Genomic DNA, 13,397 nt, shown 5'->3' on the forward strand with positions numbered 1-13,397 from the left:
CCCGAAGGGGCGCGGGGAACTGCGCGAGCAACCACAGCGGACCCGCACTCGCAGGGGAGCCCCCTCACCCCAGCAACGGCAGCTTCGCCCCCATCACCGCATACGGCATCGGCGCACTGGGAAAATGCACCTGCCGCGCCAGATCCTGATACCCCAGCTTCCGGTACAGCGCCCGCGCCGGGCTCTCCCGGTCGACCGCGGAGAGGATCGACCGCGGCTCGTCGGCGTCCGCCGTGATGGACGTGATCAGCGTCCGCCCGATCCGCCGGTTCTGGAACGCCGGGTGCACATGCAGCTCGGTGATGACGAACGAGTCGTCGAGCCAGTTCTCGTACCCGGTCGCCCGCAGATACGGTTCGACGATCGTCGACCACCAGTGGGCGCGGTCGTTCGGCATGCCGTAGACGAAGCCCACCAGCCGGCCGTCCCCGGTGGTGGCCCCCAGGGCACGCGCACCGGGGCAGGTGAGGTGCCTGAGCACGATGTGGCGCCGTACGCCGACCTCTTCGGCGCTGAGGCCGAAGGCGACCGCCTGTACGGCCAGCGCGTCGTCCACCCGCGCGGCGAGGTCGAGCGGTCCGACCGCGATGTCATCCATGTCCGGGAGGCTACCCGCCCGTACGGCCCGGGGCCTGCGGTCAGAAGAGCACGCTCATGAACGCGCCGACTTCCTCGAAGCCCACGCGCCGGTACGCGGCCCGGGCCGCCGTGTTGTAGTCGTTGACGTACAGGCTCACCACGGGCGCGACCTCGCGCAGCGCGTACTGCAGCACGGCGGCCATGCCCGTCACGGACAGCCCCCGCCCGCGGTGTTCGGGGGCCACCCACACGCCCTGGATCTGGCAGGCCTGGGGCGTGGCGGCGCCGATCTCGGCCTTGAAGACCACCCGGCCGTTCTCGAAGCGGGCGAACGAGCGCCCGGAGCCGACGAGTTCGGCGACGCGGGCCTGGTAGAGCAGGCCGCCGTCCCCGGCGAGCGGGGAGACCCCGACCTCCTCGGTGAACATGGCCACGCACGCCGGCATGACGGCGTCCATCTCGTCCCTGCGGACGCGGCGCACCAGCGGATCGGGCGCGATCCCGGCGGGCATGCCGCGGGCGACCATCAGCGGCTGGCAGGCGCGGACCTCGCGGGCCGGGCCCCAGTGGGGTTCGAGGAGCGACCAGAGCCCGGCGGTCGGGCCCGCGGGGCCGACGATCGAGGAGCAGCGGCGGCCGGCCCGGCGGGCGCGGTCGGCGAAGGCCCGGACGGCCTCGGGTCCGGCGCCGATGGGGACGAGGTTGGCGCCCGCGTAGCACAGGGACTCCAGGCGGCCGCCCGCGTACCAGCCCCACATCTCGCCGCCGAGCCGCCAGGGGTCGAGTCCGGCGATGCGGACACGGGCTGCGACGAAGGCGTTGGCGACGGGGTCGCGGTCGAGCACGGCCAGTGCGGCGTCGAGCTCGCCGGGCTCCAGGACCTTGGTGGTGGTCGTCGTCAGCACTTCTGGGGTTGCCTCACCGTCGCAGGGCCGGAGGCCAGGGGAAACAGGTCCTGGAACTGTACCTCCCGTCTCCTCCGCGCACCTCCCTTGTGTACGGATATGGCGGTGCCCCGCCACGAGGGGCGGGGCACCGGTACGCACGGGAGGAGCGTCAGCCGACGCTGACCTCGGGCTCGCCGGAGGCGATGCCGTCCTTCTCCATCTGCTCGGCGAGCTTCATCGCCTCTTCGATGAGGGTCTCGACGATCTTCGACTCCGGCACGGTCTTGATGACCTCGCCCTTCACAAAGATCTGCCCCTTGCCATTGCCGGACGCCACACCCAGATCGGCCTCACGGGCCTCACCGGGACCGTTGACGACACAGCCCATGACCGCAACCCGCAGCGGGACCTCCATGCCCTCCAGACCCGCCGACACCTGGTCCGCCAGCTTGTACACATCCACCTGCGCACGGCCGCAGGAGGGGCAGGAGACGATCTCCAGACGGCGCTGGCGCAGGTTCAGCGACTCCAGGATCTGGATACCGACCTTGACCTCCTCCGCCGGCGGCGCGGACAGCGAGACACGGATGGTGTCGCCGATGCCCTCGCTCAGCAGCGCACCGAACGCCACCGCCGACTTGATCGTGCCCTGGAAAGCCGGACCGGCCTCGGTGACACCCAGGTGCAGCGGGTAGTCGCACTGCGCGGCCAGCTGCCGGTAGGCGTTGACCATCACCACCGGGTCGTTGTGCTTGACCGAGATCTTGATGTCACGGAAGCCGTGCTCCTCGAACAGCGACGCCTCCCACAAAGCCGACTCCACCAGCGCCTCGGGCGTGGCCTTGCCGTACTTCTCCAGCAGCCGCCGGTCCAGCGAACCCGCGTTCACCCCGATACGGATCGGGGTGCCCGCCTCGGAGGCCGCCTTGGCGATCTCCTTGACCTTGTCGTCGAACTGCTTGATGTTGCCCGGATTCACCCGCACCGCCGCACAGCCCGCGTCGATCGCGGCGAACACGTACTTCGGCTGGAAGTGGATATCCGCGATCACCGGGATCTGCGACTTCGCCGCGATCACCTTCAGCGCATCCGCATCGTCCTGCGTCGGACACGCCACCCGCACGATCTGGCAGCCCGACGCCGTCAGCTCCGCGATCTGCTGCAGCGTCGCACCGATGTCGGACGTCCGCGTGGTCGTCATCGACTGGACCGACACCGGAGCGTCACCACCGACGGCCACGGATCCGACCTGGATCTTGCGGCTGACACGGCGGTCGGCCAGCTTGGTCGGTACGGACGGCATTCCCAGCGAAATCGCAGTCATCTGGTGAGCAACCCCAAGGTCTGATTCAAGGTCCCGAGATCGGCGTGCTCCGGCCTCGGCCTTCGAGATTACGGCACGCGATCCACCCGGGGCACATCCGCTGCCCGGACAGTTGCCCTCCGGGTGGACCGTCGCGCAGGGCCCGGCGTCAGGTGAGCCGGACCGGATTCACCACGTCCGCGATCAGCACGAGCAGCGTGAAGCAGACGAAGATCCCGGCGACCACGTACGCGACCGGCATCAGCCGGGCGACGTCGAACGGGCCCGGGTCGGGGCGGCGGAAGACCTTGGCCAGCCCGCGGCGCAGGGACTCCCACAGGGCTCCCGCGATGTGCCCGCCGTCCAGCGGCAGCAGCGGCAGCATGTTGAACAGGAACAGCGAGAGGTTGAAGCCGGCGACCAGGAAGAGCATGGTCGCGATCTGCTGCGACGGCGGGATGTCCAGGTTGAAGACCTCGCCGCCGACGCGCGCCGCACCGACCACGCCCATCGGGGAGTCGGGCTTGCGCTCGGCCCCGTCGAAGGCCGCGTTCCACAGGTCGGGGATCTTGCCGGGCAGGGCCACCAGGGACTCCACCCCGGACTGGACCATGTCGCCCATCCGGTCGACCGACTGGCCGAAGGACTGCTGGACGACGCCGCTGGCGGGCGTGAAGCCGAGGAAGCCCGCCGTGACGTACTGGCCCTGGACCGGGGCGCCCTTGCCGTCGTACTTCTGGACCTGGTTGGAGATCAGGTCCGCGCTGAGCGTCCGCCGCTGTCCGTCCCGCTCGACGGTGATCGTGGCGGGGCCGGTGGTCTTGCGGATGTCCTTCTGGAGCGTGGCCCAGTCGTCGATCTTGTGGCCGTCGAAGGCCACGATCTTGTCGCGCGGCTGCAGGCCCGCGGCCTTGGCCGGGGAGTCCTTGGCCCCGGCCGGGCACTTGTCGGTCTTGGCGCCGGCCGCCACGACGCAGTCGGAGACGGTGGAGACCGTGGTGGTCTGGGTGTTGACGCCGAACGACATCATCACGCCGAGGAAGATCGCCACGGCCAGGACCAGGTTCATGAACGGCCCGGCGAACATCACGATCACGCGCTTCCAGGGCTTGCGCGTGTAGAACAGCCGCGACTCGTCGCCGGGCTGCAGTTCCTCGAAGGCCGCAGAGCGGGCGTCCTCGATCATGCCGCGCCACGGGGAGGTGGAGCGGGCGCTGATCCGGCCGTCCTCCCCGGGCGGGAACATGCCGATCATGCGGATGTAGCCGCCGAGCGGCACGGCCTTGACGCCGTACTCGGTCTCGCCCTTCTTCCGCGAGAAGATCGTCGGCCCGAAGCCCACCATGTACTGCGGCACCCGGATGCCGAACATCTTCGCGGTGGAGAGGTGGCCCAGCTCGTGCCAGGCGATGGAGAAGAGCAGGCCCACCACGAAGACGACTATGCCGAGGACCGTCATCAGTGCCGTCATGCAGGAGCCTCCGAGCTCGCCGTCGCCGTACGCACCGCGGGGGCCGTACGTGCTGCCAGTTCCCGGGCCCGGGCGCGGGCCCAGGCCTCCGCCTGCAGGACGTCCGAGACCGTCAGGCGGGTTCCCGCGGCCGGAGTGCCGTGTTCCGCCACCACTTCCGCGACGGTGTCCACGATCCCATTGAACGGCAGGTGTCCGCTGAGGAACGCGTCCACGCACTCCTCGTTGGCCGCGTTGAAGACGGCGGGTGCCGTGCCCCCGAGCGCGCCGACGTGCCGGGCCAGGCCCACGGAGGGGAAGGCCTCGGTGTCGAGCGGGAAGAACTCCCACGTGGAGGCCTTCGACCAGTCGAAGGCGGGGGCCGCGTCGGGCACCCGCTCGGGCCAGCCGAGGCCGATGGCGATGGGTCCGCGCATGTCCGGCGGGGTCGCCTGGGCCAGGGTGGAACCGTCCGTGAATTCCACCATCGAGTGGACATAGGACTGCGGGTGGACGACAACCTCGATGCGCTCGAAGGGGATGTCGTAGAGCAGGTGGGCCTCGATGACCTCCAGGCCCTTGTTGACCAGGGTGGCCGAGTTGATCGTGATCACCGGGCCCATGGCCCAGGTGGGGTGGGCCAGGGCGTCGGCCGGGGTGACCCCGGCCAGCTCCGCCTTCGTCCGGCCGCGGAAGGGGCCGCCGGAGGCCGTGACGACGAGCTTGCGCACCTCGGCGCGGGTGCCGCCGAGCAGGGCCTGGAAGAGCGCGGCGTGCTCGGAGTCCACCGGGATGATCTGCCCCGGCTTGGCGACGGCCTTGACCAGCGGGCCGCCGACGATCAGCGACTCCTTGTTGGCCAGCGCCAGGGTGCGACCCGCCTCCAGGGCGGCGAGGGTGGGCGCGAGGCCGATGGAACCGGTGATGCCGTTGAGGACGGTGTGGCACTCGCTGCGGGCCAGCTCGGTGGCCGCGTCGGGCCCGGCCAGGATCTCCGGCAGCGGCTCGCCGCCGTACCGGGCGGCCAGCGCCTCGCGCAGGGCGCCGGCCTTGTCGGCCTGCGCGACCGCGACCGTGCGCACGCGCAGCCGGTGCGCCTGCTCGGCGAGCAGTTCCACCCGGCCGCCGGCCGCGGACAGGGCGGTGACCGTGAAGCGCTCGGGGTTGCGCAGGACCAGGTCGATGGCCTGGGTGCCGACCGAGCCGGTCGAGCCGAGGATCACGATCTCGCGCGGGCCGCCGGCGGCGTCGGCGGGGGCGGAATAGCGCAGGTGCGGGTCAGCGAGAGAGTCCGTCATCCCTCCATCATCCCCCGTGCGTTTCCCTCCCCGGCCTCGGGAGGGAAACGCACGCTTCGCCGACGCGGCCGCACAGCGGCGTAGTACGGTGCTGCCCTGCCCTCGGGCAGCGGTCAGGGCTTGACCGCCACGAGACTCTCCGGAGCCGAGTGGGAAGCGGTCCCGGGAGGGACGGCGGAGTCACTGTGGCCGTACCGCCGATCAGCGAATGGGTCGGTGAAGGTTGGCGGCCTTCGAAGGGCCGGGAGTGGCATCGGCGATCCACGGGCCCTCGCCGCTGGGGTCGACGATGCCGCTCTCGAGCCACTCGTACGAACCCTTCAGCACCCCGGAGACGACCTTGCGGTCCAGCTCGTCCGTGTTGGCCCAGAGGCGGTGGAAGAGCTCCTCCACCCGGACCCGGGCCTGCCGGCAGAAGGCGTCGGCCAGCTGGTACGCCTCGGGCCCGTGCTCCCCGCGGGAGCGCAGGTGCTCGGCGCGCACGCAGGCCGCGCTCATGGCGAACAGCTCGGCGCCGATGTCGACGATGCGGCCGAGGAAGCCCTGCTTGGTCTCCATCCGGCCCTGCCAGCGCGACATCCCGTAGAACGTGGAGCGGGCGAGCTTGCGCGCGGAGCGCTCGACGTAACGCAGGTGGCCGGAGAGGTCGCGGTGGCCCGCCGGGTGGAACTCGGCGTAGGTGCGCGGCAGCTGGCCCGGCCCCGCGACCAGCTTGGGCAGCCAGCGGGCGTAGAAGCCGCCGGCCTTGGCGCCCGCCTTCGCCTTGTCGCCGAGGGACTTGTCGGGGTCGATGAGGTCGCCGGCGACCGACAGGTGGGTGTCGACGGCCTCGCGGGCGATGAGCAGGTGCATGATCTCGGTCGAGCCCTCGAAGATGCGGTTGATGCGCGAGTCGCGCAGCATCTGCTCGGCGGGGACGGCGCGCTCGCCCCGGGCGGCCAGGGAGTCGGCGGTCTCGTAGCCGCGGCCGCCGCGGATCTGGACCAGCTCGTCCGTCATCAGCCAGGCCATCTCGCTGGCGTAGAGCTTGGCGAGGGCGGCTTCGATGCGGATGTCGTTGCGGTCCTCGTCGGCCATCTGGCTCGACAGCTCGAGGACGGCCTCCAGGGCGAAGGTGGTCGCGGCGATGAAGGAGATCTTGGCGCCGACGGCCTCGTGCTCGGCGATGGACTTGCCCCACTGCTCGCGGGCCAGGGACCACTCGCGGGCGATCTTCAGCGCCCACTTGCCGCTGGAGACGCACATCGCGGGGATGGACAGGCGGCCGGTGTTGAGCGTGGTCAGGGCGATCTTCAGGCCGGCGCCCTCGGGGCCGATGCGGTGCGTGGCGGGGACCCTGACCTGGTGGAAGCGGGTGACGCCGTTCTCGATGCCGCGCAGGCCCATGAAGGCGTTGCGGTTCTCGACGGTGACGCCCTCGGCCGCCGTCTCGACGACGAAGGCCGTGATGCCGCCCTTGTGGCCCTCGCTCTTCGGGACCCTGGCCATCACGACGAGCAGGTCGGCGACGACGCCGTTGGTGGTCCACAGCTTGACGCCGTCGAGGACGTAGTCGTCGCCGTCGGGCACGGCGGCGGTGGCCAGCCGGGCCGGGTCGGAGCCGACGTCCGGCTCGGTGAGCAGGAAGGCCGAGATGTCGGTGCGGGCGCAGCGGGGCAGGAAGGCGTCCTTCTGCTCCTGGGTGCCGAAGAGCTTGAGCGGCTGGGGCACGCCGATGGACTGGTGCGCGGAGAGCAGGGCGCCGACGACGGGGCTGGCCGAGCCCACGAGGGAGAGGGCCTTGTTGTAGTAGACCTGGGTGAGGCCGAGGCCGCCGTACTTGGTGTCGATCTTCATGCCGAAGGCGCCGAGCTCCTTCAGCCCGGCGACCGTCTCGTCGGGGATCTGCGCCTCGCGCTCGATGCGGGCGCCGTCGACGCGGGTCTCGCAGAAGTCGCGCAGCTTGGCCAGGAACTCCTCGCCGCGGCGCACGTCGTCGGGCAGGGGCGTGGGATGCGGGTGGATGAGGTCGAGCCGGAACCGGCCGAGGAAGAGCTCCTTGGCGAAGCTGGGCTTCTTCCAGTCCTGCTCCCGGGCCGCCTCGGCGACCTGGCGCGCCTCTCGCTCGGATACCGGTCGTACGGATGGTGCGGTCATCTGGCACCTCACCGCTGAGTCGGTGGTCCCGGTCGACTACCGACCGGTGCTACTCGTCCGTATGTACCTACCCGATCCTTACGCCCTCTACCAGACCCCGCGCAAGGTTCCGGCCCGCGGCCCGGTCCGGCGTTCAGCCGGGCGAGCCGGGGACGACGAGCCCGCTCTCGTAGGCGGCGACGACGGCCTGGGCGCGGCTGCACAGGCCCAGCTTGGCCATGGCCCGGTTGAGGTGGGTCTTGACGGTGGCCTCGCTGATGACGAGCTCGTCGGCGATGTCGCCGTTGGACAGGCCGCGGCCGGTGAGCCGCAGGACCTCCCGCTCCCGGCCGGTGAGGACCTCCAGGGCGGCGGGCTGCTCCGGTCCTGCTTCGAGCGACTGTCTGCGGGTGAAGGACTCGATCAGGCGGCGGGTGACGGTCGGGGCGAAGAGGGTGTCGCCGCCCGCGACGGCCGTGACGGCGGCGAGCAGGCGCTGCGGGCCGGCGTCCTTGAGGAGGAATCCGGCGGCTCCGGCCCGCAGGGCGGCGTAGACGTACTCGTCGAGGTCGAAGGTGGTCAGGACGAGCACCCGGGGTGCGGGGTCGGGGGCGTCCTCCAGGATGCGTTCGGTGGCGGCGATGCCGCTCATGCCGGGCATGCGGATGTCCATCAGGACGACGTCGGGCCGGTGTGCGGCGGCGAGGGCGACGGCCTCCTCGCCGTCGGCGGCCTCGCCGACGACCTCCATGCCGGGGGCGGCGCGCAGCAGGGCGGCGACGCCTGCGCGGATGAGGACCTGGTCGTCCACGACGAGGACGCGTATGTCCTCCTGCTTGCCGGTCATGTCCCACTCCCGTGCGGCCGGGGGGAGTTCAGAGCGGGAGCGTGAGCAACACCTCGAACCCGCCCTCGTCGCGCGGCCCGGCGGCCAGGGTCCCCCCGTAGATCCTGGCGCGCTCGCGCATGCCGATCAACCCGTGTCCGGTGGAGGGGCCCGGGATGGCCGGAACCGTTCCCGTCCCGTCGTCGGTGACGCGGACGGTCAGCCGGTGCGCGCCGTAGTCGAGGCGGACGGCCGCGCGGGCGGGGCGGGCGTGCTTGATGACGTTGGTGAGGGCCTCCTGGACGACGCGGTAGGCGCACAGGTCGGGGCCGGGCGCCAGGGGGCGCCGCTCCCCGGTGACCTCGACCGTCACCGCCACGCCGGCGGCCCGCACCCGCTCGGCGGTCTCCTCCAGTCGGTCGAGCCCGGGGGCCGGCTGGTACGCGCCCTCGCCCGCGGTCTCCCCGACGCCCTCGGGGCCGACGCGCAGGACGGACAGCAGCCGGCGGAGCTCTTCGAGGGCCTCGCCGCTGGTGGCCGAAATCGTGCCCAGGGCGGTGCGGGCGGTGTCGGCGTCGGTGGCGAAGACGTAGTGGGCGAGCCCGGCCTGAACGGATATCACGGACATGTGGTGGGCGACGACGTCGTGGAGCTCGCGGGCGATGCGGACGCGTTCCTCGGCGACGGCGCGGCGGGCGTTCTCGGCCTGCTCCCGGCGGAGTTGTGCGGTGACGGCCGACAACTGGGCGTTGCGTTCGGCGAGTCGGCGGGCGCTGTTGCCGAACCACCAGAAGACGCAGGGGACCAGGGTGCTCTGGGCGGTGACGGTCCACATGTCGCTGTGGCCGGGGTTGGAGAGCCCGGCGACCATCCAGACCACCCACAGGACCACGGCGCACCCGGCCGTGACCCGGGGCGGGCGGGAGGCGGCGACGGTGTAGAAGGCGAGCATGGCGCCAGCGGACTCGACCACCGGCCAGTAGCCGAGGGCGATGTACAGCAGCCACAGGGAGTGCAGCGCGGCGAGGACGACCACCGGCGCCCGCCTGCGGGCCACGAGCGACGCGTACAGCGTGACGGTGAGGGCGTAGCCGACGGGGTCCAGCGGACGCCAGCCCTCGGGGGGCGGCTCATGCCCCAACAGCAGGGCGACGACGGCGAATCCGGCCGCCAGCGGCACGTCGAGGGCCGCCCGCGGCCAGCCGGCGACGCGCCGTCCCAGCGTCCGGACCGTCCACATCACCGCAGCGTAACGGCCTTGAGGACGGCCGGACATCGGTCATACGGAGGCAGTGCCGCCTACTGCACCGGTTGCAGGCGGAGGGGCGGCTACCGCATGGGGTTGACGGTGGAACCCCGCGCCCCGAAGGGGCGCGGGGCAGCTACATTTTGCGGCTCCGCCGCGTGGGCGCGATCAGCCCAACTCGGCCTGCAGACGAAGCACTCAGAGGTCGAGCCCGGTAAGGACGAGCACCCGCTCATAGGTGTAGTCGTCCATCGCGTACCGCACACCCTCGCGCCCGACACCCGACTGCTTGGCGCCGCCGTACGGCATCTGGTCGGCCCGGTACGACGGCACGTCGCCGATGATGACGCCGCCGGTCTCCAGCGCGCGGTGGGCGCGGAAGGCGGTCTGCAGGTCGTGCGTGAAGACGCCCGCCTGGAGGCCGTACGGCGAGTCGTTGACGGCGGCGAAGGCGGCCTCCTCGCCGTCGACGCGGGTGAGCGTGAGGACCGGTCCGAAGACCTCTTCGCACGCGATGGTGACCCCGGCGGGGACGTCCGCGAGCACGGTCGGGGCGTAGGTGGCGCCGTCGCGCTTGCCGCCGGCGAGCAGCTTCGCGCCCGCCTCGACGGCCTCGTCCACCCAGGCCTCGACGCGCTTGGCCGCGTCCTCGCTGACGAGCGGGCCGACGTCGGTGGCGTCGTCCGACGGGTCACCGGTGACCTGGGCCTCGACGGCGGCGACGACCTTCGGCACCAGGCGCTCGTAGAGGGAGGCGTCGGCGATGACGCGCTGCACCGAGATGCAGGACTGGCCGCCCTGGTAGTTGGAGAAGGTGGCGATGCGCTGCGCCGCCCAGTCCAGGTCCTGCTCGGAGGACCAGTCGGCCAGGACGACGGCCGCGCCGTTGCCGCCGAGCTCCAGGGTGACGTGCTTGCGCGGGGCGGAGTCGAGGATCGACCAGCCGACCGGGCCGGAGCCGGTGAAGGAGATGACCGGCAGGCGCTCGTCCTGAACCAGTGCGGGCATCCGGTCGTTGGGCACCGGGAGCACGCTCCAGGAGCCGGCGGGCAGGTCCGTCTCGGCCAGGATCTCGCCCAGGACGAGGGACGAGAGCGGGGTCGCCGGGGCCGGCTTGAGGATGATCGGGGCACCGACGGCGATGGCCGGGGCGACCTTGTGCGCGCTCAGGTTGAGCGGGAAGTTGAACGGCGCGATGCCGAGGACGGCGCCGCGGGGGAAGCGGCGGGTCAGGGCGAGGCGGCCGGTGCCGCCCGCGTCGGTGTCCAGGCGCTGGGCCTCGCCCGCGTTGAAGCGGCGGGCCTCCTCGGCGGCCCAGCGGAAGACGGAGACGGCGCGGCCGACCTCGCCGCGGGCCCACTTGACGGGCTTGCCGTTCTCGGCGGAGATCAGCAGGGCGATCTCCTCGGCGCGCTCGGTCAGCCGCCGGGCGACGTGGTCGAGGGCCGCGGTGCGTACGTGCGCGGGCGTCGCGGCGAACTCGTCCCGCACGGCGTGCGCGGCGGCGACGGCCTCCTCGACCTGCGCCTCGGTGGGCACGCTCACGGTGCCGACGAGACGGCCGTCCCAGGAGTTCGTGACCTCGAAGGACTCCTCGCCGGTGGCCTCGCGGCCGGCCAGCCAGAATCCGCGCGGGGCAGCGTCAGTCACAGTCCCGGCCCCTTCCCAAGTGGTGGTGTGCGATGTGGTTCCCCCACGGTAGGGGCCGCACGGCCGGGGCCGGTTTGTCCGCGATGGAGCGGTGGGGCGGCACGGGGTGCCGCACTGGAAGGGTTCGGGGCATGCCCTGGTCGGGGGCGGCCGTGGCGGTGCCGGCCCACGGGGCGGGGCGGCCGGGTTGCGGCGGGTTCGGCACCGCCGGACTCCGGCGTCGTGGTTGCTCGCCGTTGCGGCGGATTCGAAGAGGCAGGCCTCTTCGGCTCCTTGCGCACCTGCGCGGGGTCAAGGGGGCGCCCGCCCCCTTGACCCCGCCGCAACCCGGCCCCTCGGCCTGCGCGCAGCGCACCCGGCCGACGGCCGCTCAGGCTTCCCCGGCCCCGGATGGCGACCCCGTCGCCTTGAGGGCCAGCCACAACTCCATCCGCACGTCCGGGTCGTCCAGAGAGCGACCGAGGATCTCCTCGACCCGCCGCATGCGGTAGCGCAGCGTATGCCGGTGCACCCCCAGGTCCGCCGCCGCCGCGTCCCACTGGCCGTGGCGGGAGAGCCACGCGTGCAGCGAGCGGACCAGGTCGCCGCGCCCGGTCTCGTCGTGTTGCCGCAGGGCCCGCAGCATGCCGTCCGCGAAGGCGCGTACCGCGTCGTCGGCCAGCAGCGGCAGGACGGAGCCCGCGGCGACGTCCTCGTGCTCCACCAGGGCGCGGCCCCGCCGCCGGGCCACGGACAGGGCCTGTTCGGCCTGCCGGTGCGCGGCCGCGGCCCCGGCCGGTCCCGCCGGTGCGGAGAGCCCGACCGCGACGCCGAGGGCCCCGGCGCATGCGGCCACCGCCGCACCGCCGTCGGGCGCGAGGACCACGAGCCGCCCGTCCTCGGGGACGGCCAGGACCGTCTCGGCCCCCCGGCTCGCCGCGGTGTCCACCGCGTCCGCCAGCGTCCCGAGCGGATCGGCCGGCACCACGGCCTCCGAGCCCTCCGCAGGAGCCGCGGCCTCGGCGACGAGCACCCGGAAGGGCGCGTCCAGCAGCGTTCCGTACAACTCCCCCGCGACGGCCCGCGCATGGTCCGGCTCCCCCGCGAGCAGCATGCGCAGCACCGCCGCGCCGAGCCGCTGCTCGGCGTCCTGGAGCGCTCGGGAGCGCTCGGTGGTGAGGGTGAGGAGCGCGATCGCGGACTGCACCGCGTAGCGCTCGGCCGTGCCCAGGGGTGCGCCCGTGCCGACGGCGAGCACGCCCCGGGCGCGCCGCCCGGAGCCGAGGGACTGGAGCTCGACGCGGTCGCCGCCCTCGCCGTCGGCCTCGTCACCGGCCCCGTCGGGGGTCACGGAGCCGACGACCGCCGTGGCGGGCGCGGGCCGCTCCTTCAGGCGGCCGACGTCCGCGCCGAGCCGGGCCGCCCGGCGTGCCGCCCAGTCGGGCGCGGCGGCCACGACGGCGCCCGACGCGTCGTACAGCGCGGCCCACCCGTCGAGGTGCGCGGCGAGCCGCGCCAGCAGTGCGGCGGGCCCCTCGGGACTCAGCGCGGCCCGCGTCAGTTCGCGCTGGGCCTCGAAGCCCGCGGTCACCGCGCGGTACTGGTCGGCGGCGATGGCCGCGGAGACGGCCTTGGTGATGGCGATGAACGGGGTGCGGCGCGGCACCTCCAGCAGCGGCAGCCCCTCGGCCTCCGCGGCCTCGACGAGCGCCCCGGGCACCTGCTCGTAGTTGACGCCGACCGCGAAGCCCAGGCCCACGACTCCGGCCCGGGCCAGCCGGCGGACGTAGTCGCGGGCCGCCACCGGGTCCTCGGCATCGATCTGCAGGGCGGTGGTCAGCAGCAGTTCGCCGCCGTCCATCCACGGCACGGGGTCGGGCAGCTCACTCACGTGCGCCCAGCGGACGGGCGTGTCCAGCCGGTCCCGCCCGGCGAGGACGCCGAGCTTGAGCGCGGAGTGGTGGACGAGCGAGGCGAGCGTGGGGGGCATGGCACCTTCGGTGGAGCAACATGAAGCAACACTGCCGTCCCGTATGAACGGCTGTCCCCGATTCTGCCTCAGTG

Annotated in this window: 10 protein-coding genes; all 10 read right to left on the reverse strand. The window is 72.8% G+C overall.

Going from position 1 to position 13,397, the window contains the following annotated elements:
* Window positions 1-64 precede the first annotated feature (64 nt).
* A complete protein-coding gene (locus ACMATS_RS11235; protein ID WP_414167828.1) occupies window positions 65-598 on the reverse strand; it encodes a GNAT family N-acetyltransferase in 534 nt (177 codons plus the stop codon).
* A gap of 40 nt (window positions 599-638) precedes the next feature.
* Window positions 639-1,484 carry a GNAT family N-acetyltransferase gene (locus ACMATS_RS11240; protein ID WP_390782118.1) on the reverse strand — a complete coding sequence of 282 codons (846 nt, stop codon included), beginning with the start codon at window positions 1,482-1,484 and terminating at the stop codon, window positions 639-641.
* Window positions 1,485-1,635: 151 nt separating this feature from the next.
* On the reverse strand, window positions 1,636-2,790 hold the full coding sequence (ispG, locus tag ACMATS_RS11245) for a flavodoxin-dependent (E)-4-hydroxy-3-methylbut-2-enyl-diphosphate synthase (RefSeq protein ID WP_414167829.1): 1,155 nt from the start codon (window positions 2,788-2,790) through the stop codon (window positions 1,636-1,638).
* A gap of 148 nt (window positions 2,791-2,938) precedes the next feature.
* A complete protein-coding gene (locus tag ACMATS_RS11250) occupies window positions 2,939-4,240 on the reverse strand; it encodes a M50 family metallopeptidase (RefSeq protein ID WP_390776770.1) in 1,302 nt (433 codons plus the stop codon).
* Window positions 4,237-5,517, reverse strand: coding sequence for a 1-deoxy-D-xylulose-5-phosphate reductoisomerase (gene dxr / locus ACMATS_RS11255; protein ID WP_390776769.1), 1,281 nt, complete (start codon window positions 5,515-5,517; stop codon window positions 4,237-4,239). The genes ACMATS_RS11250 and dxr overlap by 4 nt, the downstream gene beginning before the upstream one ends.
* 201 nt (window positions 5,518-5,718) lie before the next feature.
* Window positions 5,719-7,653, reverse strand: coding sequence for an acyl-CoA dehydrogenase family protein (locus ACMATS_RS11260; protein ID WP_414167830.1), 1,935 nt, complete (start codon window positions 7,651-7,653; stop codon window positions 5,719-5,721).
* 133 nt (window positions 7,654-7,786) lie between these two features.
* Complete coding sequence (locus tag ACMATS_RS11265) at window positions 7,787-8,479, reverse strand: response regulator (protein ID WP_390776767.1); 693 nt, start codon at window positions 8,477-8,479, stop codon at window positions 7,787-7,789.
* 28 nt (window positions 8,480-8,507) lie between these two features.
* On the reverse strand, window positions 8,508-9,698 hold the full coding sequence (locus ACMATS_RS11270) for a sensor histidine kinase (RefSeq protein ID WP_414167831.1): 1,191 nt from the start codon (window positions 9,696-9,698) through the stop codon (window positions 8,508-8,510).
* Between the two features lie 204 nt (window positions 9,699-9,902).
* Window positions 9,903-11,354, reverse strand: a complete 1,452-nt coding sequence (locus ACMATS_RS11275; RefSeq protein WP_390776765.1) for an aldehyde dehydrogenase family protein — start codon at window positions 11,352-11,354, stop codon at window positions 9,903-9,905.
* Window positions 11,355-11,724: 370 nt separating this feature from the next.
* The gene (locus tag ACMATS_RS11280; protein WP_414167832.1) at window positions 11,725-13,323 is read right to left on the reverse strand and encodes a PucR family transcriptional regulator; all 1,599 of its coding nucleotides are present in this window, start codon (window positions 13,321-13,323) and stop codon (window positions 11,725-11,727) included.
* Between the last annotated feature and the right edge of the window lie 74 nt (window positions 13,324-13,397).

Source organism: Streptoverticillium reticulum (assembly GCF_047456005.1).
Classification (GTDB): Bacteria; Actinomycetota; Actinomycetes; order Streptomycetales; family Streptomycetaceae; genus Streptomyces; species Streptomyces reticulum.

Coding starts and splice junctions, on each gene's coding strand:
- ACMATS_RS11235 (WP_414167828.1), bottom strand. CDS start 598: ATGGATGACATCGCGGTCGGACCGCTCGACCTCGCCGCGCGGGTGGAC.
- ispG (WP_414167829.1), bottom strand. CDS start 2,790: ATGACTGCGATTTCGCTGGGAATGCCGTCCGTACCGACCAAGCTGGCC.
- ACMATS_RS11250 (WP_390776770.1), bottom strand. CDS start 4,240: ATGACGGCACTGATGACGGTCCTCGGCATAGTCGTCTTCGTGGTGGGC.
- dxr (WP_390776769.1), bottom strand. CDS start 5,517: ATGACGGACTCTCTCGCTGACCCGCACCTGCGCTATTCCGCCCCCGCC.
- ACMATS_RS11260 (WP_414167830.1), bottom strand. CDS start 7,653: ATGACCGCACCATCCGTACGACCGGTATCCGAGCGAGAGGCGCGCCAG.
- ACMATS_RS11265 (WP_390776767.1), bottom strand. CDS start 8,479: ATGACCGGCAAGCAGGAGGACATACGCGTCCTCGTCGTGGACGACCAG.
- ACMATS_RS11270 (WP_414167831.1), bottom strand. CDS start 9,698: ATGTGGACGGTCCGGACGCTGGGACGGCGCGTCGCCGGCTGGCCGCGG.
- ACMATS_RS11280 (WP_414167832.1), bottom strand. CDS start 13,323: ATGCCCCCCACGCTCGCCTCGCTCGTCCACCACTCCGCGCTCAAGCTC.